Genomic DNA, 23,485 nt, shown 5'->3' with positions numbered 1-23,485 from the left:
TCACATCCGGTGGCGCCGGCTCGTCAGTGCTATGACGGATCACGACCGGAGGATGTGACGAGATGGACGACGAGACCCGCGAGCAGTGGCTCGCCCGCGACTTCGAGCAGCAGCGGCCACGGCTGCGGGCCGTGGCCTACCGCGTGCTCGGGTCCGCCGCGGACGCCGACGACGCTGTGCAGGAGGCGTGGCTGCGCCTCAGCCGCAGCGACACGACCGAGGTCACCAACCTCGCGGGCTGGCTGACGACCGTCGTCGGGCGGATCAGCCTCGACATGCTGCGGTCGCGCAGCTCGCGCCGCGAGGACAGCTGGGACACCGGGCTCGCCGAGCTCGTCGCGGGTGGTGACGTGCGCACCGCGCCGACCCAACCGACGCGCCCCGCCCCCGATCCGGCGAGCGAGGTCGAGCTCGCCGACAGCATCGGCCTGGCCCTGCTCGTCGTCCTCGACACCCTCGCCCCGGCCGAGCGGCTCGCCTTCGTGCTCCACGACCTCTTCGGGATGCCGTTCGAGCAGATCGCCGACATCCTCGACCGCTCCCCCGCCGCGACCCGCCAGCTCGCGAGCCGCGCCCGTCGCCGGGTGCGCGCCGCCGACCTGGACGAGTCCGGGCCGGCCCACACCCGGCAGCGCGAGGTCGTCACCGCCTTCCTCGCCGCCGCACGGGGCGGCGACTTCTCCGCCCTGCTCGAGATGCTCGACCCCGACGTCGTGCTGAGCGCCGACGAGGCAGCGGTCGCGATGGGCTCGCCCGACGTGCTCCGCGGGCCCGAGGCCGTGGCCCAGCGGTTCAACGGCGGCGCCAGGTCGGCACGGCTGGCCGCCTTCGACGGCGGCATCGGCGCCGTGTGGACGCTGCGGGGCGAGGCCAAGGTGGCCTTCCGCTTCACGGTGGACGACCGCGACCTCGTCACCGGCATCGAGATGGTCGCCGACCGTGCGCGGCTCGACGCGATGGAGATCTGGTTCCTGACGTCCTGACCGGCGCGCGAGCCGTCCGGGAGGCGGACTATCGTCGAGGACGTGGCTGAGGGGATGCGTGCAGCGGTCGTGCTCGGGTCGGGCGGGGCGCGCGGCTACGCCCACATCGGCGCGCTCGAGGTGCTCGCCGAGCGCGGCTTCGAGATCGTGACGATCGCGGGCACGTCGATGGGCGCGCTCGTCGGCGGGGTGGCGGCCGCAGGGAGGCTCGACGCGTACACCGATTGGGCCCGGAGCCTGACCCAGCGCGAGGTGTGGCGGCTGCTCGACCTCAGCATCACCTCGCCGAACGGCGCGATCCGGGCCGAGCGGATCATCGCGAAGGTCGGGGAGATCCTCGACGGCGCGACGATCGAGAGCCTGCCGATCCCCTACACGGCCGTCGCGACCGACATCAACGCGCGCCGCGAGGTGTGGTTCCAGCGCGGGCCGGTCGAGCACGCGATCCGCGCCTCCATCGCGATCCCCGGCGTCATCACCCCCGCCGTCATCAACGGCCGCGTCCTCGTCGACGGGGGTCTCATCAACCCGATCCCCATCGAGCCGACCGCGGCGACCTCGGCGGACCTCACGATCGCCGTCTCCCTGTCGGGCATGCGGGCCACCGGCGGACCGACGACCCCCGTCAAGGAGTCGTCGGAGCCCGTGTCGCGCGAGGAGTGGACGACCCGGCTTCGGCGCAGTGCCGCCGAGGTGCTCGAGTCCGATCGGGTCCGCGCCATCACGAGCCGCTTCGGCGGGCACGCCCGCGACCACGACCACGACCACGACGTCGAGCACGACCAGCCGATTCCGCCGGAGGCCGTCGACCGGCTGGCGCAGACGCCGACCGATGCGCTCGTCGTCCGGTCGGCCGACGTCGGGCTCGTCGACCTGCTCAACATGTCGTTCGAGACGATGAGCGCCCTCATCTCGCGCTATCGGATGGCCAGCAACCCGCCGGACGTGCTCGTCACCGTGCCGTCCAACGCCGTGCGGACCCTCGACTTCCACCGGGCCGCGGAGATGATCGAGCTCGGTCGGCAGCTGACGACCGAGGCGCTCGACCACGCCGGCTACTGAGCCTCGTCATGACCCGGCGGGTCGTGTCGCGGATGGTGCGGCATCTGGTGGGGTGATCACCCCACCGAGCGCAGCACCATCACGCACGCCATCCGTCGGCCTGTCGGTGGCCGGGCGGAGACTGGGCCGGTGGTGATCCTGCACGCCGACGCCGACGCGTTCTTCGCCTCCGTCGAGCAGCGCGACGACCCGGCGCTGCGCGGGCGGCCGATGGTCGTGGCCCACGAGGTCGTCGCGTGCCCGTCCTACGAGGCACGTGCGCTCGGCATCCACGCCGGTATGCCGCTGCGGCAGGTCCAGCGCCGTTGGCCGCAGGTGCTCGTCACCGGCTACCGCGCGGAGGCCTACGAGGAGGCGTCCGTCCGGCTGTTCGAGGTGTTCCGCCGCTTCACGCCCCTCGTCGAGCCCGGATCGGTCGAGGAGGCCTTCCTCGACGTCACCGGACGCGACCGCGGCGATCCGCGCGGGATGGCGGTGGCCCTGCGCGCGGCCGCCCGCGCCGAGGTCGGGCTCCCGGTCTCGGTCGGCGTCGGGCGCACCAAGCTCATGGCCAAGCTCGCGAGCCGCCGCGCCAAGCCCGACGGCCTCGTCGTCGTCGACGCCGAGCTCGAGGCGCGCGTCCGGCCTCGTCTGCGCCTCGACGAGCTCTGGGGTGTCGGTCCGACGACCTACGGAAAGCTCCACGCCGCAGGGCTGTTCGTCGTCGCCGACCTCCACGCCCTCGACGAGGACGACCTCAAGCGCCTCGTCACCACGGCGATGGCCCGGCGTCTCGTCTCCATCGCGCGTGGCACCGACGACGCGACGATCCGCCTGCCCGGGCCGCGCAGGTCGGTCAGCGCGAGCCGGTCACTGCCCGCGACGCGGACCAGGTCCAAGGTCGTCGCGGTGCTCGACGGCTGCGTCGAGCGTGCCGTCGCGCGGGTGCTCTCGCTCGACGGGCCGCCGCGTCTCCCCCGCCGCCTCGAGGTCCTCGTCCGCTACGACGACGGCACCCAGGTGCTCGAGCGCGGCCCGCTCGCCGCCCCGTCGCTCGACCCGACCGTCCTGCGGTCCGCGGCGGGAGACCTGCTCGAGCGCACGGCCTACGAGTGTGACGGGCGCGGCGTGACGATGGTCGGCGTGACGCTGCCACTTCCGGCGCCGGCTTGACCTCAAGGTGGCTCGAGGTCGCAGGATGACCGGGTGACCTCACCGACGACGACCGACGCGCTGACGACGACCGAGGCGACGGCATACCTCCGGCGCATCGGCGCGGCCGCTTCCGAGTCCCCCACCCTGGCGGCGCTCGCGTCGCTCCACCGGGCGCACCTGCTGGCCGTGCCGTTCGAGAGCCTCGACATCTCGCTCGGCCGGCCGATCCGCCTCGACCGCGCGTCGCTGCTGGCCAAGGTCGTCGGCGCCCGGCGCGGCGGTTACTGCTACGAGCTCAACGGTCTCTTCGCCCTGCTGCTGCGCAGCCTCGGGTATGCCGTCGACCTCGTCTCCGCGCGCGTGACCACCGCCGCCGGTGGGCTCACCGACGACTTCGACCACGTCGCGCTCGTCGTGTCGGGCGGCCGGCTCGAGGAGCCCGTGCTCGCGGACGTCGGGTTCGGCGAGGGGTTCATCGAGCCGCTGCCGTTACGCGACGGCTTCGAGCGACGCGAACGCGGACACCTGGTAGGACTCGTGCGGCGCGACGACACGTGGGTCTCCCGCGAGCGCCGCGACGGCGAGGACTGGCGCGACTGCTTCGTCTTCTCGACGGCGCCCCACCCGCTGACCGACTTCGCGGCGCGCAACGAGTGGCAGCAGACCTCGCCCGACAGCCACTTCACGCGGTCGCGGCTCGCGTCGCTGCTGACGCCGACGGGCCGGGTCACCCTGAGCGGCGACCGGCTCATCACGACGACACAGGGCCGACGCGAGGAGACCGAGCTCGCCGACGAGGACGCCGTGCGCGCCGCCCTCGTCGCCCACTTCCTCATCCTCCTCGACTGACTGACGCACCCCCTCGACCTCGCTAGACTGCGACCCATTCGGTGGCCGAGAGGGTGACATGACGCAGAACCCCGCCCAAGGTTCGGATCCCGATGTGCCGGGGAGCCGCCGCCTGATGCTCCTGCTGGCCATGGCGATGTTCGTCCTCGTGGTCGACACCTCCTTGATGAACGTGTCGATCTCGGCGGTCATCACCGACCTCGACACGACGGCCAGCGGGGTGCAGTCGGCCATCGCGCTCGAGGCGCTCGTCTCGGCCGCGTTCATCCTCATCAACAGCAAGGTCGGCGACCTCATCGGCCGCAAGCGGGCCTACGTCCTCGGCCTGCTCGGATACGCCATCGGGGCGCTCGCGATGACGCTCGCCCAGAGCCTCACGGCGATCATCATCTTCTGGGCGATCATCGGGGGCCTGGGAGCCTCGTTGCTCCTGCCGGCGATGCAGTCACTGATCCACGGCAACTTCGCCGGGGCAGCCCAGAAGCAGGCCTACGCGCTCGTCGGGGCCTCGGCCGCCATCGCCGCCGCGATCGGCCCACTGCTCGGCGGGTTCGTCACGACGTACCTGTCGTGGCGGGTCGGTTTTGCCCTCGAGGTCCTCATCATCGTCGTCGTGCTGAGCCAGATCCGGCTGGTCCGGGACGTCGAGTACACCGGTTCGCGCCAGATCGACGTGGTCGGCGCGATCCTGTCCGCCCTCGGCATGGGCGGGGTGGTGCTGGGCATCCTCGTCTGGCAGGAGGGCGGTCAGTACGTCGGCCTGCTCCTCGTCGTCGGGGCGACCGCGCTCGTGCTCTTGGCCCGGTGGCTCCGCCGGCGCAAGCGCGCCGGGCAGGTCACCCTGCTCGACCCGGACCTGTTCCGGCACCCGAACTTCACGGCCGGTGTCACGGGCCAGCTGCTGCAGCAGGTCACCCTGGGCGGCGCGATGATCGCCCTTCCGCTCTACTTCCAGATGACGCTGGAGTACAACGCCCTCCAGTCCGGCCTGTCGCTGGCACCGCTGTCGCTGACGATGTTCGGGGCAGCGCTGCTGGCCGGACGCAAGGCCGGTGACCGGCGACCGGCCTCGATCATCCGCACCGGCTTCGTCCTCACGAGTCTGGGTGTCGCGATCATCCTCCCGCTCGTCCCCCGCGCCGACAGCGCGTGGTACTTCGTGGTCCCGCTCGCGATCACCGGTTGCGGCCTCGGCCTCCTGGTCTCGCAGCTGAACAACTACACCCTCGCCCCCGTGGAGGAGGAGCGCGTCAGCGAGGCCGCCGGCGTCAACTCCGCGGCCGGGTCCTTCGGGCTCTCCTTCGGTCTCGCGATGGCGGGCGGCCTCATGCTCGCTGCGCTGTCGGTCGGCTTCACCCAGCTGGCGCAGAACAGCTCCGTCATCCCGGCCGCGCAGCAGCAGCAGATCGCCCAGGCCCTCGAGCACGACGCCGAGATCATGAGCAACACCCAGCTGGAGCAGCAGATCTCTGGCCAGCCGGCCGAGGTCGAGGCCGAGGTGCTGGCCATCAACGACGAAGCCCGCAACCGCTCTCTCCAGATCGCCCTGCTGGTCCCTCTCCTCGCCGGCCTGCTGGGTCTGGGCAACTCGTTCCGCATGCTGCGGCTGCCGGACCAGAAGCCGTCGACGTCACTCGACGGGCTCGACTTCGGCTGACGGTCGCGGGCCCGCCTCAGGCCCAGGCGTCCGGGGTCGGACGGCAGAGGCAGAACGGGTGGCCGGCCGGGTCGGCGTAGACGCGGAACCCGCGGTCCGGCGCCGGCTGCGGCGGCTCGACAGGATCGAGTGCCGTGCCGCCGAGGGCGAGCACCCGCTCGTGGGCGGCGGCGATGTCGGCGACGACGAAGTCGAGGTGCGCCTGCTGCTGGCCGCGGGGCCAGTCAGGAGACTCGTGCCCGGGTGCGAGCTGGGTCGCGATGCGCGGGCCGTCCCACAGCACGTTGAACCAGTCGCCCTCGGGGTCGGCCTCCACTCGGCCGCCCAGGAGGTCGGCGTAGAACTGCGCCACCCCTGCCGCGTCCGCGCAGTCGAGCGCGACGCAGTCCCAGCCGATCGTCGATCCAGTGCTCTTCTCTGAAGTCATGCCCACCACCCAACCACCGCCTGACGACAGTGCGTCAGACCGACGGAGCGGGGGTCGACAGAACTGGAGCGACAGAACGGGAGCGACAGAACGGGATGGTCCAGGGCCCGACCGGCGGCACCCCGCGCGTGGCGGCGCACGACATCGCGGGGTCGGAGAGCGTCCGTGCGCCGGAGGCCGGCCGCACCTGGACATCGCCCCAGCCTTCGCTCGCCACCTGGTCCCGCCGAGCAGGGATCATCGCCACCGGAATGGACCCGGGACCATGTGGTGCACGCGCCCCGGCCCGTGCCGGGTCAGGGCCGTCGATGCTCGCGCGGTGGCTGCCAGATGACGTTGCTCGGCGTGACGATCGCCGTCACCCCGAGCTGGTGGACGATCGTGTGGTGCCTCCCACAGAGGAGGGCACCGTTGGACAGGTCGGTCGTTCCGCCATGAAGCCAGTGCACCACGTGGTGCGCCTCGCACCACTGCGGAGGTACGGAGCACCCCGGGTAGCTGCAGCCGTGGTCACGCTGCGCCAGCGCCAGTCTCTGGGCGGGAGTGAAGTAGCGATCCTCGCGGCCGATGTCGAGCGACTGGGACGGACCGCCCAGCACCATCGGGATGACCTCGGCCTCGCAGGCCAGCCGGCGCACCGTCGCTGCGGACAGGACCTCGTCGTTGTCGGCCAGCCCGGCACCGCGCAGGCGGTCGAGCAACGCCTCCAGCGACATCGTGACCACGAGCTTCGTCCTCGGCGTTCTGGTGACGCCTAGGGGCGCCGCGACGGCGCGTCCGATCAGCTCGAGCAGGGCGTCGGCACGGCGCGTCGCCGCCGACCGGGGATCGACGGACCCGCGCTGGACTCTCGCGCCGTCGCCGTCGCCGTCGCCGTCGTCGTCGCCGGCTCCGGCGGCAGACGCGCCGCTGCCGGGCACTGTGGGCCAACGACTCCAGTCCAGATCAGGGCGCGGCCGCGCCAAGGCGTCGATCGCTGCGTCGACGATCGCCGAACCCTCGGGATCGAGTCTCCAGAGGTACTCCGTCATCCCGGCGCACCGGCCGATCTTCTTCAGCGACCGGGCTGCACGGAGGCGCTGATCATCGTCCTCGACCACCGCCGGTGGTCGAAGGCCCGCCCGGGCGTGCGATGCCAGACGCCTCAGGTCCTTGATGCCGAGCGCCGACGCGCCCTCGACCATCGCGTTGACCACACTGTCCACCTGGGCGACATCAGCACACCGGATGACGTCGTCGCGCAAGCGCACGATGACCGCAGCCTTGTCGACCGAGATCGAGCCGTCGCGCACTCCTCCTGACAGTGCAGCCCACCGTGGCTCGTTCATGGCCGCGCCCACGGCGGTCAGAGCGGCCGACGCCCCTGCGGCCAAGCCGGGAGCGTGACCCGCGACCCAGTCGTTGCGGGAGAGCCCGGATCTGTCAGGCAGCCCTCGCGCGCTCACCTCGGCGGCCAGCACTGCGGACAGGTTGTGCGCCATCTCGCGCACGGCCTGAGCCTGCTCGATCGCGTCCCCGAGTCCCGTCTCGGCCATGGCCCACAGCGGCGTGCTGCGGGCGACCAGCCGGAGCTCCGCAGCCATGGCCGCCAGTCGTGCCGCGAGCCCCGGGAGGTCGGTCAGCCCGATCACCTCTGCGACAGCGGCCTCCCGCTCGCCCACCGGACGCGCCGGCCGCTCGGCATGAGCGACACCGGCGTGGCGCGCGCCACCCCCGGGGCGCTCTATGGTCGATGCGGTCATGGTTCGATCATATGTTCGACTGCCGACAGTGCTCGCCGACTGTCCACAGGCCCAGAGGCCCTCGACGATCCCGTCCGCGCGAATCCGCCGGCACCACCGGGCTCCGCACCCTCAGCCGGTGGACTTCGGCCAGACGAGGGTCGTCGAGGTGACGGGGCGCACCGTCGAGGTGGGACCGGAGCCGGTGACGGTCACGGTGTGCGTGCCTGGGGGAAGGTCGTCGAAGGTTGCGACGCCGTGCCCCTTCCGTAGGGTCGGCTCGGCAGTCGCGAGCACCTTGCCCTTCGCGCCGCTGACCGTGATGGTCACGGCCTTGCGCGGCGGGTCGGCGCCCGGGTCGTCCGACTCGAGGTCGAAGGCCACCTTGAGGGCCTGACCCTGCGTGACGAGGTCAGGCACGACGGCGCGGACGTTCGTGTCGGTGATCTCGCGGCGGCGGAGCGGCTTCGCGCTGAGGATCTCCTGCACCTGGTCGAGGGCGAGCTGGTTGCACTGGAGGTTGGTGTGCTGGTCGGGCACGCGGACCGCCAGGTTCGTGTCGAGGGCCTCGCCGAGACCGACGGCCCCGGTCAGCGGCACCGTGCCGTCGCCGAAGTCGTTGTCGGTGCCGAAGTCCTGGTAGGCCGTGGCCGTGCCGCCCGAGAGCTGGACCGTGGTCGCGGTGGGCTGCCGGATGCCGACGATCATGTGGGCGGAGGTCCGGCTGTCCGGCCGGGCCGCCTCGGCGGCCTGGAGGTCGGTGTGGAAGGCCATCGCGTCGGCGACCATCGTGGTGCTGACGTTGGGCACCGACACCTCGGTCGTCTTGGCGTAGCCCCCGCCGTTGCCGATGCATGCGAACTCCGGCAGCAGCTGGAAGAGCGAGGGCATGCTGCGCGAGAAGTCCGTGAGGTCGATCGACAGCGGGCCGATGCCCTTCTTGACGCCGTTGACGAGCTGGGTCAGCGCGTCGGTCGCCCCGCGCCACGGCGTGCCGAGGGTGATGAGCTTGCGCGTCACCTCGGCGCCGCCGCACTTCTCGATGTACCAGCGGGCGACGAGGCCACCCATGGAGTGGCAGACGAAGACGACCTTCGCGTCGGCATACGCCCCGCCCTGCGCCCGCAGCTGCTCGAGCGCCGGCTCGACGACGGTCTTCAGGCGAGCGCCGTTGTAGCGGTTGGAGAGGCGCCAGTCGTACGCGTACGTGATGAGCGTGGCCGGCTTGCCGCCGGCGCCCCGCTGGTAGCCCTGCTTCTCGAGGGCGCTGACGAGCACGTCGTAGCCGCGGATCGGCGTCCAGATGCCCGGCAGGACGTGGACGTCGGGCATGAGCGCGACCGGTTCGACACCGTCGCCCGGGTGGTCGTCGCCGATCCCCTCGGGCAGGACCTTCTTGAGGATCGACTGGCCGCCGGTCAGCAGCTTCCAGACGGCGCCGGCGCTCGGGGCCCAGATGAGGTTCTCGCTCGCCGGTGAGCCGTCGTCACCCCGGACCCCGAGCGTGCTGCCGGTGATCCCCGGAAGCACCACGACCAGGTCGTTGCTCGTCATGCGGACCCACCACCCAATCCTGCGTCGATGAACTGCGCCGGTGAACTGCGTCGATGAACTGCGTCGGACACTCCCGACCAAGCAACGGTGGCACCAGCAGGGCCCGCTGATACGCGAAACGGCCAAGCCCGCGACGGCATCGGGTATGGATGCGGCACAGTGGATCCGGAACCCGCCGGACGACAGAGAGGCCCTCCCGTGGACATCACCGACGTCATCCTCCGCCAGCACGACGAGCAGCGACGGATGTTCGCCATGCTCGAGGAGTGGCCGCGCGACGACCACGAGGGCCTCGCCGCCGTCTGGAAGCGGCTCGAGATCCTCCTCGAGACGCACGCCGAGGCCGAGGAGCTCTACTTCTACCCGGAGCTGCTGCGCATCGGCACGGGCGGCGCCGACGCCGAGTCCGTCGACGAGGAGGTCGAGGATGCCGTCAAGGACCACAACGACATCCGCAAGTCCGTGCGCAAGGTCGGGCGCTGTCGCACCGGGTCCGACGCGTGGTGGACGGCGGTCGTCGACGCCAACGTCCACAACAGCGACCACATGGGCGAGGAGGAGCGCCAGGACCTCGCCGACTTCCGCCAGCGCGCGAGCCTCGAGCTGCGCCACGAGATCGCGGTCCAGTTCCTGCGCTACGAGGCGGTCCGCTGGGCCGAGGGGATCACCCCGAAGGACAAGGACCCGGAGCGCTACGTGGCCGCCAGGAAGACGACCAAGGCGTCGGCCACGGCGAAGAAGGCCGCCCGCGACGCGAAGAAGGCCGCCACGACCGCGCCCGCCCGCGCGGCCCGCTCCAAGAAGGCCTCCGCAGGCGCCTCCGAGGAGTGACTAGCCGGTCAGCCGGTCCCGGCGGCGACGTTCGAGCCGGAGGGCGGCGAGGACGAGCACGCCGGCGACCAGCCCCCAGAACGCGGCGCCCACCCCGGCGACGGTGATGCCCGACGCGGCCACGACGAGGGTGACGGCGCCGGCCTCGCGGGTCGAGGCGTCGGTCAGCGCGGCCGCCGCAGCACTCGCGAAGGTGCCGATCAGGGCGAGGCCGGCGATGGTCTCGATGAGGCCTGCGGGCGCCGAACGCGCTGCGGCCGTGACGATCCCGGCGAGCGGGCCGAAGGCGAGGTAGGTGACGCCGCACGCGACACCCGCGACCCAGCGCCGGCTTCGGTCCGGGTGGGCCTCGGGCCCGGCGGCGAGCGCCGCGGAGATCGCGGCCAGGTTGATCGCGTGCGCGCCGCCGACGGCGCCGAGCGCGCTCGCACCACCGGTGTAGAGCAGCGGACCGCGGATGCCGGGCCGGTAGCCGAAGGACGCGAGCACGGCCATGCCGGGGATGTTCTGGCTCGTCATCGTGACGATGAAGAGCGGGATCGCCACGGCGAGAAGGGTCGTCGCGTCCCAGGTAGGTAGGACGAGGACGACGGACGGCGCCGCCGCCCCGAGATCGAGCCGCCCGAAGACCCCCTGCACCGCCATGACGACGAGGGCCGCCCCGAGCGCGCCGATGACCGCCCACCGCCGCGCGACCGCGACGAGGACGAGCCACGTCACCATGACCGGCGCGATCGCGGCCGGCGACGCGACGACCGCCCGGAACGGGGCGACGCAGAGCGTCAGCAGCACCCCCGCGAGCATGGCGCTCGCGAGCGGCTTGGGGATCGCCTCGACGACCCGCTCGAGCGGTCGCACGAGACCGCACAGTGCGAACAACAGTCCACAGACGACGAAAGCGCCCACCGCAGAGGCGAACCCACCGCTCGGCACCGCGGCCGCAGCGAGCAGCGCCGCGCCAGGCGTCGACCACGCCATGGTGATCGGCAGCCGCAGCCGCCACGAGAAGAGCACGCAGCCGAGGCCCATCGTCACGCAGAGCACGAGCAGACCCGAGGCCGCCTGGTCCGAGCGCGCCCCCACCGCCCGCAGGCCCGTCAGCACGACGGCGAACGAGCTCGTGAAGCCGACGAGCCCGCAGACGACACCGGCCAGCACCGCGTGCGCCGTGGAGCCGAACGGGACGGGCGAGCCGGACGGGCCGGTCGAGCCGGACGGGCGGGTGTGCGACGTCACCGGCGGTCAGGGCAGGTGGGCGCTCGCGGCGAGCGCACGGCATACGTGGTCGTATGCCGTGGGGCTGCCGGCGGCGACGAGCCCCGGGGGCGCGATGTCGCGAGGTGAGTACGTGACGCCCGCGGTCGTGCCGAGCAGGCCGCCGGCCTCGGAGAGCAGGAGCGAGCCGGGCACGTGGTCCCACGGCGCGGCCTTGGCGTAGACGATGTAGTCGGCCGCGCCCTCGACGAGCTTGGGGTAGTCGATGCCGCACGACACCCACGTCAGGGTCATCGGCTCGAGGCCGTCGAGCGACTGGCCGATCCACGCGCGGCGGGAGGTGCGGCCGCGCAGGGCGCCCTCGGGCCGCTCGGGGACCGTCAGGCGACGCGACCCCTCGGCGCCGTGGCGCCACGTGCCGGCCCCGCGTTCGGCGACGAAGCCGAGCTCGTGCTGCGGCTGCCAGATCCACGCCCGCACGGCCTCGCCGGCGACCGTCTCGGCGACCATGACGGCGTGGTCCTTGGAGCCGTGGACGAAGTTCTTCGTGCCGTCGACGGGGTCGACGGTGAACGCGTGGTCCGCGGCGGCATACCGCTCCATGAGCGCGGGGTCGCCCGCGAACGTCTCCTCCCCGAGCACGACGGCGTCGGGGTAGGCGCCGACGAGGGCTGCCGTGATGAGCACCTCGGCCTCGCGGTCGGCGTCGGTGACGAGGTCGCCGGGTCGCTTCTCGTGGATCTCGCCGGCGGCGAGCGCCCGGAACCGGGGGTTGATGACCTCCTCGGCCACGTCCTTGAGCAGGCTCAGCACCTCGTCGGTCTCCACGCCCCCAACCTAGCGATCGACGGTCGGCCTCAGCGGAGCGGTCTCAGGTGCTCGGGCACGTCGAGCCACCACACGAGGGTGGCGCGAGCCTGCTCGGCCATCGCCAGCGGGTCGGGCCCCGGCTCGGGGAGGGCGTCGACGAGGGCGGAGACGAGGTCCTGCCGCCCTCGCATGCCGAGGGCGTAGACGAGGCCGCGCAGCAGCTGGACCTCGGGCTCGTCCCGGCCGGTGGCTACGATCTCGGCGATCCGACGGGCGACGGCCTCCTCGCGCTCGTCGCGACGCCGACCCCGCGGCTCCATCGTGTTGCCGACGACGTAGCCCGCCTCCTTGGCGACGTCGGGCGCCGAGGACGGCGAGAGCGCGACGCGCTCGAAGAGGTCGAGGTCCTCGACCTGGGCCATCCACGTCAGCACGGTCATGCTCTCGTGCGCCGCCACGGTGTCCTGGCGCGCGAGGGCGTCGGCGAAGGCCGCGGCGTGGACCCGGCCGATGATCCTGCTCTGCGGCGACAGCATGAGGATGCCGAGGGCGTAGGAGCGGTCCTCCTCGTTCGTCTCGCCGAGCGCCGTCTGCAGCAGGTCGCCGAGGATCGGCTCGTGGGCGGTCGCATGCCCCTCGGCCGCCTCGAGCTCGCCCCGGATGCGCAGGTGCGCCTCGCGGATCGCCTGGGCGGTGATGGCTCGACCGTTGCGGATGATCGAGGCGGCGGCCCGACGGTCCTCGGCCGTGAGCCCCGTCGCGACGCGGTGGCCGTCGGGACCCAGCGTGCGCACGAGGTTGGCGGCGCCGCGGTGCACGAGATAGGGGTGCGAGGGGTCGCGCAGGTGGTCGACCGCGAGCCGGACCGCCTCGAGCCGGGTCTCGGGGTCGAGACCGGTGCCGCGCACGAGCGTCGTCAGCACGCTGAGGCAGGCCCGCAGCGAGCTGGCGTTGGTGGGCTCGCGCAGCTGGCCGACGAGGACCGCGTAGCCCCGCGGGGCCTCCATGAAGCGCAGCAGGCTCAGGGTGTCGACGTAGAACTGCGCGTCGGGGCGGCCCACGACCTCCGCAGCCAGCGAGGCGACGACACCGGCGCTGCGGGGGTGCCCGGCCAGGCGCGCGATGGCCTCGGCCCGCTGCACGTAGTCGAGGCCGAGCCCGAGGCTGACCTCCTGGAGGAGGCGCCGGATCAGCCCCTCCCAGTCGCCGGCCCGCACCATCGCGTGCGGCATCCGTCCCAGGTGGTCCGAGAGCCGGTCCCAGTCACCGCCGCTCATCCGCTCGTCGGCGAGCGCCCGCTCGAGCAGGACCAGGGTGGCGTCGACGTCGGGCGGGGTCGGCGGAGGGAGCGTGGCGGCCGGGCGCACGGGCTGGTGCGAGCGCGAGAAGAGGTCGACGGCGGCGAGGAGCTGGCCGTCGCGCAGGCCGAGCACCGTCTCGTAGCGGCGCACGAGCGACCGGGTCACCTCGACGCGGCCGTTCTCCCAGCGCCCGACCTGGGCCCGGTGCACCGGCTCGGCCCGACCCGCCCCCTGGGCGAAACCCGCAGCGCTGCGCAGGGCGGGGTCGGCGGCCTGCAGTCGGGCGTTGCGCAGCACCCACTGCACCTGTTCGTTCAGCACGACGACGCCCGGGCACGGCGCCCTGTTGCGCGTGGCGCCCACGTGCGCAACGACGACCCGTCGCGGCGCCCGACCTTCGTATCGTGACACCTGGCACCGGTGGGTCGGGGCGGGAGTCGAGGCCAGGGGGAGACTCCCGCCCCACCACCGGGCTGTCGCCGCATGAGCGTCGGGCATCGCACGCCCCGCTCGGCCCCTGTCTCCACGGCAACCCTTCCTCGCGTCGCGAGCCGGTCGGCTCCCACGCATCCTCCCCCGAGTTGCGATGTCGAGGGTTCACCGCAACGCGTGTTCGTGCGGGCCACCCATTGGGTACGGTAAGCCTCGGTACGCAGCCTGTGGAGGGGAAGCGGGCCTATGGACCGGGAGTCAGCACGCTGGCTCCCGGTCCTTCTTCTTCGGGGCGCTCGAATCGCGGGTGACGAGGGCGTATGCCGGCTGGCAGGCTGACGCCGTGACCGACGCCTCCCAGCCGCCCGCCGTGACCTCGCCCGAGACCTCGCCCGAGACCTCGCCCGAGACCCCGCCCGAGACCCCGCCCGTGACCCTGCTGACCGACGGCGTCGTGACCCTGCGCGCCCACTCGGTCGACGACGCCGACGCGATCGTCGAGCAGAGCAGCGACCCGGAGAGCCTGCGGTGGACAACCGTCCCGAGGCCCTATGCGCGCGAGGACGCACTCGGCTGGGTCGAGCACAACCTCAGCGCCTGGGGCGAGCCCCAGGGCACGCGGTCGTGGGCCATCGCGTGGACCGACGCGACGGGCACGCCCCGCTACGCCGGGACCATCGACCTGCGCCCCGGCGCCGCGCCGTCGGCCGGAGAGCTCGGCTTCGGGCTGCACCCGGACGCCCGCGGCCACGGGCTCATGTCACGCGCCGTCCGGCTCGTCGTCGCGCACGCCTTCGCGACGCCGGTCTGGGGCGCACCGGTGACCCGTGTCCACTGGCGCGCCGTCGTCGGCAACTGGGGCTCGCGGCGGACCGCGTGGTCCACGGGCTTCACCTTCCACGGCACGATCCCGGGCAGCCACCCCGACCCCGAGGGCGGCACCGAGGCGCTCGACACGTGGACCGCCAGCATCACCCCGGGCGTCCCGCTCGAGCCGCAGGGGCCGTGGTTCGCCGCGGTGCCGATCGACGGCGAGCGCGTCCGGCTGCGGCCCTGGCGGGCCGAGGACGTCGACGCGATCGAGCCGCGCGACGACCCCGGGCACTGGATGCCGTCCCGGTCGATCCTGCGACCCGAGACCTTCCCGGCGTGGCTGCGCACCCGGCAGGAGCGGATGTCCGAAGGCACGGCGGTCGACTGGTGCGTCGCCGACCTCGGCACCGACCGCGCCCTGGGGAGCGTCACCGTCTTCAGCCGCGGCGGGGCCATCACCGACACGGCCGAGCTCGGCTACCAGTTCTTCCCGAGCGCCCGCGGCCGTGGCGCCGCCAAGGAGGCGGCCCGGCTCGCCGTCGACCACGCGCTGGCCCCGGCGAGCGAGGGCGGGCTCGGCGTGCGGCGCCTCGTCGCCGAGACGGCCGCCGACAACGAGGCGAGCAACGGCGTGCTCCGGTCCGTCGGCTTCGTGGAGTTCGGTCGCGAGCACGCGGTCGACCGCGTGGCCGACGGCGGCTGGGGCGACGGCCTGCACTGGGAGCTGCTGCCGCCCGGCTCGACCGACTGAGGCCACGCGCTGGACCGAGGTGCTCACCCTGGACACCGGGCGCCCCTGTCGGCGGCCGTTCGGGTATGCCACGGTTGACGAAGCGCCGCCGGCCAGCCACCGGGCGGCGCGCCTGACGGAAGGACACGCGATGAGACTCGGGCACGAGCAGGAGCTCGACGCACCGCGGAGCGTGGTCTGGACGAACTTCATGGACCTGCGCCGGATCGGCCGCTGCTTCCCCGGTGCCGAGGTCACCGAGGTCGACGGCGACGACTTCGTCGGCGAGATCACGGCCAAGCTCGGGCCGCTCTCGATGTACTTCGACGGCACCGGCTCGATGGTCGAGCGGGACGAGAAGGCCGGACGAGCCCGCCTCACGGCCACCGGGCAGGAGCGTCACGGCCTCGGCAAGGCGACCATCGACATCACGCTGACGCTGCACCAGGTGTTGGGCGACGACACCCGGACCCGCGCGCACCTCGTGACCGACCTCGTCTTCCTCGGCTTCCCGATGGACTTCGGCACCGGCCTCGTCCAGCGCGCCTCCGACCCGCTCATCGAGCGCTTCCTCACGTGCATGTCGGTGTCGGGGCCGGTCCCAGATGCCGACGCGGACGACGACAGCCCGCTCGATCTCGTCCGCTCGGCGACCGACCTCTTCGGCTCCTTCCGGCGCGACCGCCGCGAGCGCAAGCGGCGATGAGGGTCGCCGTCGTCGGCGCGAGCGGCTACATCGGGTCCCGGCTCGTCCCCGAGCTTCTCCGCCGCGGCCACGACGTCGTGGCCACCCACCACCGGAGCCCGGCCACGGCATACCCCTGGTCCGGCGACGTCGAGTGGCGGCGGGTCGACGTGCACGACGAGGACCGCGTCCTCGAGGCGCTCGAGGGCGTCGACGCCATCTGCTACCTCGTGCACGGCCTCGACGCGGACGACTTCATGCAGCGCGACCGCCAGGCCGCCGACAACGTCGCGTATGCCGCTGGCGTCGTCGGCGCGGGCCGCCTCGTCTACTTCTCCGGCATCGTGCCCGACCTGCCCAACGACGAGCTCTCGGACCACCTGCTCTCGCGACTCGAGGTCGAGGAGATCCTCGCGACGGCCGACTGCCCGGTGCTGACCCTGCGCGCGTCGATGGTCGTCGGGGCCGGGTCGACGAGCTTCGAGGTGATGCGCCAGATGTCGACCCGGCTCGGGGTCGTGCAGACCGTGCCCGCGTGGATGGGCAGCTCGGTCATCCAGCCGGTGGCGGTCGCGGACGCCGTCTGGTTCCTCGCCGAGGCGCTCGAGCGACCCGACGTGACGGGACACCTCGACGTCGTCGGGCCCGACCGGCTCAGCTACGTCTCGCTCCTGCGGACGTATGCCGCCCGCGCCCGACTGCTGCGCGTGCAGGTCCCCGTGTGGCTGGCCCCCGTCGAGACGGTCGCGCGCGTGGCCGGGGCCCTCGTCGACGTGCCGAACGGGACGGTGGAGTCGCTCATCCCGAGCCTCGGGCACGACATGGTCGGTGAGCGCGACGCCGCCGACGTGTTCGGCGAGCCGCCGGGTGGACGGCTCGGCGTCTCCGACGCGGTGACCCGGTCGCTCGCGACGACGCGGGCCGGAGACGGAGCCCCCGACGGGGCCGCGGTCGACGGCGACCCCCAGGCGCCGTCGGCCGGTGACCCGACGTGGTCCCGCCACCGGTCGGTCCTCGACTGGGCGTGGTCGACCGCCCGCGGGCGCTAACGGGCGATGTAACCGCCGTCGATGTAGAGCTCGAGGCCGGTGACGAAGGCCGCGTCGTCGCTGACGAGGTAGGCCACGCCGGCCGCGATCTCGTCGGGCCGACCGACTCGACCCATCGGGGTCAGGTCGATCATCGCCTGCTCGAACGGGGTGCCCCGCGCGCCGTCGAGGATCGGGGTGTCGATGAAGCCGGGGTGGATCGAGTTGACCCGCACGCCCTCCGTGGCCCAGTGCACGGCGACGTTCTTCGTCAGCGTCCGGACCGCACCCTTGGCCGCGTGGTAGGCGGGCGAGGTGCCGAAGCCGCCGCTCGTGCCGAAGATCGAGCTGATGTTGACGACCGTGCCGTGGCCCGAGGCCTTGAGGTGCGCGGCGGCGGTCTTCATGCCGAGGAAGACCCCGGTCTGGTCGATGGCGATGGTGCGCTCCCAGTCGGGGAGGCTCGTCTCCTCGATGGGGGCGAGGTCACCCATCCCGGCGTTGTTGACGAGGATGTCGAGCGACCCGAACGCCTCGACCGCCCGGGCGACGGCGGCCTCCCAGTCCGCCTCGCTCGTGACGTCGTGCCGGAGGAACTCGGCCCTGGCACCGGAGGTCGTGAGCTCCTCGGTCGTCGTGGCCCCGAGCGCCTCGTTGACGTCGGTCAGCAGGACCGCTGCGCCCTCGTCGGCGAGCCGCCGCGCCGTGGCCTTGCCGATGCCGCTCGCCGCGCCCGTCACCAGTGCCACGCGTCCGTCGAGTCGCTTCATGGTGATCACTCCAGTTCAGTTGTGGGGCAGGCTCTCCGCCTGCCCCTCCAGTCTCTGCCGGTGGCGCGGGGGACGCAGTTCCCCACGTCACAGATCGGCCCACGTGACCGACGAGACACGGGCCTGGGGACGATCCCGACCAATGCCGACATGTCGGTCAGAGGGATCGGGAGGCCGCCGAATCAGGGTCGATCGGGGTCGATTTCGGGGTCGACCCCGGTTGCGGGAGACGGGCGCCGGGTATGACTGTGGATGCAGTGAGCCGACGAGGGTCGGACCAGTGCGAGATGAGGAGACACCGTGTCATTCGGTGAGCAGCTGAAGAGCAAGGCGGACGAGGTCCACCTGCAGGAGAAGGCCAAGGACTTCGGCGACGCAGTCGTCGAGATGGCCAAGGCCGCGATGTCGGTTGCCGCGAGCTACGCGCACGACAACCGGGGCAAGGTCGACGGGGCCCTCGACAAGGCCGAGGCCAAGATCGACGAGAAGACCGGCGGCAAGCACGCCGACACCGTGACCAAGGTCCGTGCCTCGGTCGACAAGGGCATCGACAAGATCGTCGAGCATCACGACCAGGCGGCTCCTCCCTCCCCCGCCGCCTCCGCCGTGCCCGACGACAAGCACAGCGCCTTCGACGAGGACACCCCCGCCGGCAACCCCACCTGAGCCGGCACCTCCCAGGGCCGTATGCCGCCGAAACCCCCTCGGCGGCATACGGCTTCGTCGTGTGCGGGTGCCGTGCCGGCCGCGTCAGCGTTGGTCGACGGCGATGTCGCCGGACCCGGTCCTGATTCGCAGCGTCGAGGTGCTGCCCGGGTTGGTCGGGACGCTCACCTCCGCGTCGCCGGACCCCGTCTCGGTGTCCACGGCATAGACGGTGTCCTGCGGCAGGCGCACCGAGACCTCGCCCGAGCCCGTCCTGACCGACACCGGCGAGGCCGCGGTCGCGAGCTCGACGTCGATGTCGCCGCTGCCCGCCTCGGCCGTGACCTGGTCGGCGCTCAGGTTTGCCGTCGCGATGTCCCCGGAGCCCGCCTTGAGCGTGACGTCGCCGAGGGAACCGGTCAGCGTGATGTCGCCGGACCCGGTGTCGACCGTGACGTCGGCCGCGTCAGGGACGATGACGACGTAGTCCACCGAGCACCAGGCGACGAAGCCGTGGCACTCCGCGTCGACGGTGAGCGTCGACCCGGTCCACTCCTCTCGCGGCGTCGGTTCGCTCGATCCCGGACCCCACGACACGTGCCGGCTGACCTGCACCGTGCCCGCCCTGCCGCCGCCCTGGACCTCGATGTCGCCCGCCTCACCCTTGATCGTCAGGGCGCCGGCGGGTCGCTCGTAGGTCTGGTGCTGGTCTGCGCTGCGCCAGAGACCGCCGGTGGCCGCGCCCCACGTCGTGGCACCGGCGGCACTCGCGAGGACGAGGGTCGCCCCGAGCCCGGCGAGCAGCCACCAGGGGCGTGCCGTCGGGGTGGCGGGTCCGTCACCGCTGCCGTGCGACCCGGCGGGCGGACCGACGGACGGCTCGGTCGTCAGGGTCGGGCGCAGCCAGGAGTCGCCGTAGGGCTCGGCGCCGCGCAGCGAGTCGCCGTGCACACGGTCGTCGGGGACGGACGTCGGCTGGCTCGTCGGCCGGTTCGGCGGCGGGTTCGTCGGCGGGTTCGTCGGTTCGTGCATGGACATGGTGGATCCCCTATTCCGAGAGGTACTGGAGCACGGCCAGGACGCGGCGGTGGTCGCCCGCCGTCGTCGGCATGTCGAGCTTGGTGAAGATGGCGTTGACGTGCTTGGCGATCGCGCTCTCGCTGACCTGCAGGGCGCGGGCGATGCCGGTGTTGGAGCGGCCCTCGGCCATGAGCGAGAGCGTCTCGCGCTCCCGGTCGGTGAGTCGCTGCAAGGGACTCTTGTCGCGTCGCAGCAGCAGCTGGGCGACGACCTCGGGGTCGAGCGCGGTGCCGCCGTCCGCGACGCGGCGCAGCGAGTCGACGAACTCGTCGACGTCGGCGACGCGGTCCTTGAGGAGGTAGCCGACGGCGGAGGTGGTGCTGGCGAGGAGGTCGGCGGCATACCGCTCCTCGACGTACTGGCTGAGGATGAGCAGCGCGACCTCCGGCCACTGCGCGCGGATGACGAGCGCTGCGCGCAGCCCCTCGTCGGTGTGGCTCGGCGGCATCCGCACGTCGAGCAGGGCGAGGTCGGGCCGGTGCCGCTCCACGGCGGCGAGGGCCGCCTCGGCGTCACCGACGGCCTCGACGACCTCGATGCCGTTGGCGGCGAGCAGCCGGATCAGCCCGTCCCGCAGCAGGATCGAATCCTCGGCGATCACGACCCGCATGGCATCTCCGCCCTGAGCACGGTGGGACCGCCCGCCGGGCTGGTCACGGTGAGGGTGCCGTCGACTGACGCGACCCGGTGGGACAGCCCCGTCAGCCCGGAGCCCGCGCCGGTGGCGGCGCCACCCTGGCCGTCATCGCCGACCTCGACGACGAGACGGTGGGCGTCCGAGGTGACCCGGACCGTGGCCCGCGTGGCACCGGAGTGCTTCGCGACGTTGGTCAGGGCCTCCGACACGACGAAGTAGGCGACGGCCTCGAGGGTGCGCGGCGGACGCTGGGCCAGGAGCACGTGCAGGCTCGTCGGCACCGGCGCGCGGGCGACGATCCCCGACAGGGCCGCGTCGAGCCCTCGCTCGTCGAGCACCGCGGGGTGCAGGCCGCGGACGAAGCCGCGCAGCTCGGCCAGCGCCTGCTTCGCCTCGTCGTGCGCCTCCTCGATGGCCCGTCGCGTCTCGGGCGGCGCGTCGGGCCCCAGCGCCGAACGGGCCATCCCGAGGTTGAGGGCGAGCGAGGTGAGGCGCTGCTGGGCGCCGTCGTGGAGGTCGCGCTCGATCCGGCGGCGCTCGGCATCGGCGGCGTCGATGACCCCGGCACGCGTCTGCTCGAGCGCGGTGACCCGCGGCGAGAGCTGCTCGCCCCGCGTCTCGCCGAGCATCGGCCGGAGGATCGCGAGGTCGAGCGCGCAGAGCCTGCGGGCCGCGTGCGGGGCGAGGACGATGAGACCGAAGCCGACGGCGGTCGAGACCCAGATGCGGCCGACCCCCTGGAGGAGGCCACCGGAGAGGGCGAGCACCTCGGGGCTGATCCGGGCCCAGAGCGGCGACGTCACGAGGACGAGGCCGCCGCCCCAGCAGGACGCGACGACCGCGGCCGAGGCCGCGAGCAGCGTGGGACCGACGAACGCGTGGTACGCCAGCTGCCGCCACGTCGACGCACGCCCCAGCCGGGCCAGCCAGCCGCGCCATCCCGGTTCGACGGGGTCGGCCGGCGCGTGGACGACGACACCGAGCAGCGCCGCGGCCCGCGCGCGGTGCCAGCGGCTCAGCCCCTCCGACACGAGCAGGAGGAGGGCGACGAACGCGACGCCGACGACGACGACGAGCAGTCCCGTCGCGAGGCCCGCGAGCGTCCACACCACCGGAGCCGCCAGGGCACCGACGACCCCGCCGAGCACGACGTATGCCGTGTGGCGGGGTGCGAGGCGCCGCTCGACGCGGGCACGGATCGTGGTCACGCGACCACGGTAGGGGTCGGCGGGCGCGCCGGACCATGACGTTGATGACCGACCTGGGGTGGAGAAAAGTACAGGGCGGTCCGGTGTCGTAGGGGCTGCCACGGGGAAGCGGTGTCCACCATGCTGGGAGTGAGGCCGGGTCCGCCCGACGTCCACCCACCCTCGGAGGCCACCATGACGCAGCAACCCGACCAGCCGATCCCGCCGGCACCGCGCGAGATCCCGGCCGGCTGGTATCCCGACCCGGAGGGCAAGCCCCAGTCGCGCTACTGGGACGGCGATTCGTGGACCGACCAGCTCGGCCCGCTGCTGCCGCCCGCCCCGGCTCAGCCCGTCCAGGCCGCACCGTCCCTCGCGGCGGCCTTCGCGCCCGTGGCTCTCGACGCGGAGGGCCTGCCCGTCAGCGACCGGTCGCGGCTCGCGGCGGCGCTGCTCTGCTTCTTCGTCGGCGTCCTCGGCGTGCACCGCTTCTACGTCGGCAAGGTCGGCACCGGCATCCTCCAGCTCGTCACCTTCGGTGGGCTCGGCATCTGGGCGCTCATCGACCTCATCCTCATCCTCGTGGGAACCTTCCGCGACAAGCAGGAGCGGCTGCTCGTCAACTGGTGACCGCGCGACATTCCACCAATGTGCCTCTGCGTCAATCGAATTGAAGGCCCCGCTCAACGTCCGTTTTGCCCGCGTCAGCCCGGGTTTGGTCTAGGTAGATCGACTCAACCCGGCCATCCGGCGTATCTTCCGGCGGTCCTGCTCCTTCTGAGGTCTCGACAGTTCGACCTCAAGGAGCAACCACCATGTCGCAGTTCGTCCTCGACCGTCCCGGAGAGCCCGGGGCCCACCGATCCATCTCGTCCGGCCGCCTCGGATCCCTCCGAGGGACCGTCACCGGCGCAGCCACCACGGCCGTGGACCGCCTCCAGGCGTTCCTCGTGGCCTACAGCCTCCAGGCCCTGCGGATCAGCCTCGGGCTGGTCTTCCTCGGCTTCGGTGTCATCAAGTTCGTCCCGGGCCTCAGCCCGGCCGAGGCCATCGCCTCGGCGACGATCGACCGTCTGACGTTCGGCCTCGTCTCCGGCCACACCGCGGTGCTGCTCACCGCCGTGACCGAGACCGTCATCGGGCTGACGCTCGTCACCGGCAAGTTCCTGCGCGTCGGCATCGTCGTCCTCGGCGGAGCGCTCATCGGGATCATGTCGCCGCTCGCCCTCTTCACGGCCGAGCTCTTCCCGCACGGCCCGACGCTCATGGGCCAGTACGTCCTCAAGGACATCGTCCTGGCCGCCTCGGCCCTCGTCGTCGCCGCCTACGCCCTCGGGGCCCGGCTGCACGCCGGCACGGACGACTGACCGGAACCGCGATCACGCAGCCGCCGCTGGGTGCACCCCGATGGTGATGGGGTGCACCCAGCGGCCGAGTGAAGGAGCCCACCGATGACCGCACTGACCACGAACCCCGCGCCGGCCCTCGGCGCACCCCGACCCCACCTCGTCGACGTCCCCACGGACCACCGGCTGCAGGCGCGCGGTCGCCGCCGCGACACGCACCGTTTCCCGGCCGCGACCTACCTGTGCCGCAGCGTCGCCCGCGAGGAGCGTGCCGTCGCCCAGCAGGCACTCGAGACGACGGACCGGTCCGCGTCGCGCCGGATCGGCGGCCTCGGGGGCGTCGTCGCCCTGCTCTTCACCGCCGCCCTCGTGGTGCTCGCGACCGGTCGTGCCGACACGCGGCCCGGCGTCCTGGCGCTCGTCGCCCTCGGCGGACTCCTCGTCGCCGCCATCGTGGCCCTCGTCGCGGTGCTGCGCAGCCACGAGCGCGAGCACGACGTCCTCGCCGAGCGGGTGCGGATGTACGACGCCCGCCTGCTGGAGCTGCGACCCCGACGCTGACCGTGGGGACGGACGGTCGACATACTG

General features: G+C 72.8%; 23 protein-coding genes. 13 read left to right on the top strand and 10 right to left on the bottom strand.

Translation table 11 applies throughout. The features are described 5' to 3' along the window. Positions 1-62 precede the first annotated feature (62 nt). The 5 genes from AC1DW8_RS08910 (at position 63) to AC1DW8_RS08890 (ending at position 5,685) form a co-directional block, all read left to right on the top strand. Positions 63-983, top strand: coding sequence for a sigma-70 family RNA polymerase sigma factor (locus tag AC1DW8_RS08910; protein WP_478093380.1), 921 nt, complete (start codon positions 63-65; stop codon positions 981-983). A gap of 54 nt (positions 984-1,037) precedes the next feature. After that, on the top strand, positions 1,038-2,045 hold the full coding sequence (locus tag AC1DW8_RS08905) for a patatin-like phospholipase family protein (protein ID WP_478093431.1): 1,008 nt from the start codon (positions 1,038-1,040) through the stop codon (positions 2,043-2,045). A 129-nt stretch (positions 2,046-2,174) separates the two neighbouring features. After that, entirely contained in the window at positions 2,175-3,197 is a 1,023-nt protein-coding gene (locus AC1DW8_RS08900) for a Y-family DNA polymerase (protein ID WP_478093379.1), read from the top strand. Positions 3,198-3,230: 33 nt separating this feature from the next. After that, the gene (locus AC1DW8_RS08895; protein ID WP_478093377.1) at positions 3,231-4,028 is read left to right on the top strand and encodes an arylamine N-acetyltransferase family protein; all 798 of its coding nucleotides are present in this window, start codon (positions 3,231-3,233) and stop codon (positions 4,026-4,028) included. A 58-nt stretch (positions 4,029-4,086) separates the two neighbouring features. Then, positions 4,087-5,685 (top strand): MFS transporter, encoded by a 1,599-nt coding sequence (locus AC1DW8_RS08890; RefSeq protein ID WP_056779107.1) that lies wholly within the window; start codon positions 4,087-4,089, stop codon positions 5,683-5,685. A 16-nt stretch (positions 5,686-5,701) separates the two neighbouring features. On the opposite strand, the gene AC1DW8_RS08885 is transcribed toward AC1DW8_RS08890, so the two are convergent. From AC1DW8_RS08885 to AC1DW8_RS08875, 3 genes are all read right to left on the bottom strand, one after another. Beyond that, entirely contained in the window at positions 5,702-6,112 is a 411-nt protein-coding gene (locus AC1DW8_RS08885) for a VOC family protein (RefSeq protein WP_082622724.1), read from the bottom strand. 296 nt (positions 6,113-6,408) lie between these two features. Further along, positions 6,409-7,854 carry an HNH endonuclease signature motif containing protein gene (locus AC1DW8_RS08880; RefSeq protein ID WP_478093374.1) on the bottom strand — a complete coding sequence of 482 codons (1,446 nt, stop codon included), beginning with the start codon at positions 7,852-7,854 and terminating at the stop codon, positions 6,409-6,411. Positions 7,855-7,965: 111 nt separating this feature from the next. Continuing rightward, positions 7,966-9,387: an esterase/lipase family protein gene (locus AC1DW8_RS08875; RefSeq protein WP_478093372.1), complete on the bottom strand. Its 1,422-nt coding sequence runs from the start codon at positions 9,385-9,387 to the stop codon at positions 7,966-7,968. Positions 9,388-9,585: 198 nt separating this feature from the next. On the opposite strand from AC1DW8_RS08875, the gene AC1DW8_RS08870 reads away from it, so the two are divergent. After that, positions 9,586-10,218 (top strand): hemerythrin domain-containing protein, encoded by a 633-nt coding sequence (locus AC1DW8_RS08870; protein ID WP_056779117.1) that lies wholly within the window; start codon positions 9,586-9,588, stop codon positions 10,216-10,218. Here the strand turns inward: AC1DW8_RS08870 and AC1DW8_RS08865 are convergent, their stop codons facing one another. Genes AC1DW8_RS08865 through AC1DW8_RS08855 form a run of 3 tightly spaced genes read right to left on the bottom strand, consistent with a single transcriptional unit; the run spans position 10,219 to position 13,865 of the window. Further along, positions 10,219-11,454, bottom strand: a complete 1,236-nt coding sequence (locus AC1DW8_RS08865; RefSeq protein ID WP_478093370.1) for a benzoate/H(+) symporter BenE family transporter — start codon at positions 11,452-11,454, stop codon at positions 10,219-10,221. It abuts the gene before it with no gap. A gap of 6 nt (positions 11,455-11,460) precedes the next feature. Further along, complete coding sequence (locus AC1DW8_RS08860) at positions 11,461-12,261, bottom strand: inositol monophosphatase family protein (protein ID WP_478093367.1); 801 nt, start codon at positions 12,259-12,261, stop codon at positions 11,461-11,463. Positions 12,262-12,290: 29 nt separating this feature from the next. Continuing rightward, entirely contained in the window at positions 12,291-13,865 is a 1,575-nt protein-coding gene (locus AC1DW8_RS08855; RefSeq protein ID WP_156415644.1) for a hypothetical protein, read from the bottom strand. A 454-nt stretch (positions 13,866-14,319) separates the two neighbouring features. Between AC1DW8_RS08855 and AC1DW8_RS08850 the strand changes: the two genes are divergently transcribed. From AC1DW8_RS08850 to AC1DW8_RS08840, 3 genes are all read left to right on the top strand, one after another. Further along, positions 14,320-15,540 (top strand): GNAT family N-acetyltransferase, encoded by a 1,221-nt coding sequence (locus tag AC1DW8_RS08850; RefSeq protein WP_478093365.1) that lies wholly within the window; start codon positions 14,320-14,322, stop codon positions 15,538-15,540. 130 nt (positions 15,541-15,670) lie between these two features. Further along, entirely contained in the window at positions 15,671-16,225 is a 555-nt protein-coding gene (locus AC1DW8_RS08845; RefSeq protein ID WP_056822990.1) for an SRPBCC domain-containing protein, read from the top strand. Continuing rightward, positions 16,222-17,253 carry an NAD-dependent epimerase/dehydratase family protein gene (locus tag AC1DW8_RS08840; protein WP_478093363.1) on the top strand — a complete coding sequence of 344 codons (1,032 nt, stop codon included), beginning with the start codon at positions 16,222-16,224 and terminating at the stop codon, positions 17,251-17,253. The genes AC1DW8_RS08845 and AC1DW8_RS08840 overlap by 4 nt, the downstream gene beginning before the upstream one ends. Here the strand turns inward: AC1DW8_RS08840 and AC1DW8_RS08835 are convergent. Then, the gene (locus AC1DW8_RS08835) at positions 17,250-18,002 is read right to left on the bottom strand and encodes an SDR family NAD(P)-dependent oxidoreductase (RefSeq protein WP_478093361.1); all 753 of its coding nucleotides are present in this window, start codon (positions 18,000-18,002) and stop codon (positions 17,250-17,252) included. The genes AC1DW8_RS08840 and AC1DW8_RS08835 overlap by 4 nt on opposite strands. Positions 18,003-18,302: 300 nt before the next feature. Between AC1DW8_RS08835 and AC1DW8_RS08830 the strand changes: the two genes are divergently transcribed. Continuing rightward, complete coding sequence (locus AC1DW8_RS08830) at positions 18,303-18,668, top strand: antitoxin (protein ID WP_478093359.1); 366 nt, start codon at positions 18,303-18,305, stop codon at positions 18,666-18,668. A gap of 84 nt (positions 18,669-18,752) precedes the next feature. On the opposite strand, the gene AC1DW8_RS08825 is transcribed toward AC1DW8_RS08830, so the two are convergent. Genes AC1DW8_RS08825 through AC1DW8_RS08815 form a run of 3 tightly spaced genes read right to left on the bottom strand, consistent with a single transcriptional unit; the run spans position 18,753 to position 21,572 of the window. After that, on the bottom strand, positions 18,753-19,685 hold the full coding sequence (locus AC1DW8_RS08825) for a DUF4097 family beta strand repeat-containing protein (RefSeq protein WP_478093357.1): 933 nt from the start codon (positions 19,683-19,685) through the stop codon (positions 18,753-18,755). A 10-nt stretch (positions 19,686-19,695) separates the two neighbouring features. After that, positions 19,696-20,337 carry a response regulator transcription factor gene (locus AC1DW8_RS08820; RefSeq protein WP_056779137.1) on the bottom strand — a complete coding sequence of 214 codons (642 nt, stop codon included), beginning with the start codon at positions 20,335-20,337 and terminating at the stop codon, positions 19,696-19,698. Continuing rightward, complete coding sequence (locus tag AC1DW8_RS08815) at positions 20,325-21,572, bottom strand: sensor histidine kinase (protein ID WP_478093354.1); 1,248 nt, start codon at positions 21,570-21,572, stop codon at positions 20,325-20,327. Before AC1DW8_RS08815 ends, AC1DW8_RS08820 begins: the two co-directional genes overlap by 13 nt. Positions 21,573-21,746: 174 nt before the next feature. On the opposite strand from AC1DW8_RS08815, the gene AC1DW8_RS08810 reads away from it, so the two are divergent. From AC1DW8_RS08810 to AC1DW8_RS08800, 3 genes are all read left to right on the top strand, one after another. Further along, positions 21,747-22,181 (top strand): NINE protein, encoded by a 435-nt coding sequence (locus tag AC1DW8_RS08810; protein WP_082619963.1) that lies wholly within the window; start codon positions 21,747-21,749, stop codon positions 22,179-22,181. A gap of 185 nt (positions 22,182-22,366) precedes the next feature. Further along, positions 22,367-22,918, top strand: a complete 552-nt coding sequence (locus AC1DW8_RS08805; RefSeq protein ID WP_442276684.1) for a DoxX family membrane protein — start codon at positions 22,367-22,369, stop codon at positions 22,916-22,918. An 84-nt stretch (positions 22,919-23,002) separates the two neighbouring features. After that, positions 23,003-23,458 carry a hypothetical protein gene (locus AC1DW8_RS08800; protein ID WP_478093351.1) on the top strand — a complete coding sequence of 152 codons (456 nt, stop codon included), beginning with the start codon at positions 23,003-23,005 and terminating at the stop codon, positions 23,456-23,458. The last annotated feature ends 27 nt before the right edge of the window (positions 23,459-23,485 follow it).

This window comes from Terrabacter sp. P2_E3, from assembly GCF_056403915.1.
The sequence above is the reverse complement of the archived record's forward strand: the minus strand, read 5'-3'. Positions and strand labels throughout refer to the sequence as shown.

Bases quoted from the DNA above. Each gene is read 5' to 3' on its own strand.
- AC1DW8_RS08820 (WP_056779137.1), bottom strand. From the start codon at position 20,337: ATGCGGGTCGTGATCGCCGAGGATTCGATCCTGCTGCGGGACGGGCTG.
- AC1DW8_RS08800 (WP_478093351.1), top strand. From the start codon at position 23,003: ATGACCGCACTGACCACGAACCCCGCGCCGGCCCTCGGCGCACCCCGA.
- AC1DW8_RS08835 (WP_478093361.1), bottom strand. From the start codon at position 18,002: ATGAAGCGACTCGACGGACGCGTGGCACTGGTGACGGGCGCGGCGAGC.
- AC1DW8_RS08890 (WP_056779107.1), top strand. From the start codon at position 4,087: ATGACGCAGAACCCCGCCCAAGGTTCGGATCCCGATGTGCCGGGGAGC.
- AC1DW8_RS08910 (WP_478093380.1), top strand. From the start codon at position 63: ATGGACGACGAGACCCGCGAGCAGTGGCTCGCCCGCGACTTCGAGCAG.
- AC1DW8_RS08840 (WP_478093363.1), top strand. From the start codon at position 16,222: ATGAGGGTCGCCGTCGTCGGCGCGAGCGGCTACATCGGGTCCCGGCTC.
- AC1DW8_RS08845 (WP_056822990.1), top strand. From the start codon at position 15,671: ATGAGACTCGGGCACGAGCAGGAGCTCGACGCACCGCGGAGCGTGGTC.
- AC1DW8_RS08875 (WP_478093372.1), bottom strand. From the start codon at position 9,387: ATGACGAGCAACGACCTGGTCGTGGTGCTTCCGGGGATCACCGGCAGC.
- AC1DW8_RS08810 (WP_082619963.1), top strand. From the start codon at position 21,747: ATGACGCAGCAACCCGACCAGCCGATCCCGCCGGCACCGCGCGAGATC.
- AC1DW8_RS08880 (WP_478093374.1), bottom strand. From the start codon at position 7,854: ATGACCGCATCGACCATAGAGCGCCCCGGGGGTGGCGCGCGCCACGCC.
- AC1DW8_RS08825 (WP_478093357.1), bottom strand. From the start codon at position 19,685: ATGTCCATGCACGAACCGACGAACCCGCCGACGAACCCGCCGCCGAAC.
- AC1DW8_RS08885 (WP_082622724.1), bottom strand. From the start codon at position 6,112: ATGACTTCAGAGAAGAGCACTGGATCGACGATCGGCTGGGACTGCGTC.
- AC1DW8_RS08905 (WP_478093431.1), top strand. From the start codon at position 1,038: ATGCGTGCAGCGGTCGTGCTCGGGTCGGGCGGGGCGCGCGGCTACGCC.
- AC1DW8_RS08805 (WP_442276684.1), top strand. From the start codon at position 22,367: ATGTCGCAGTTCGTCCTCGACCGTCCCGGAGAGCCCGGGGCCCACCGA.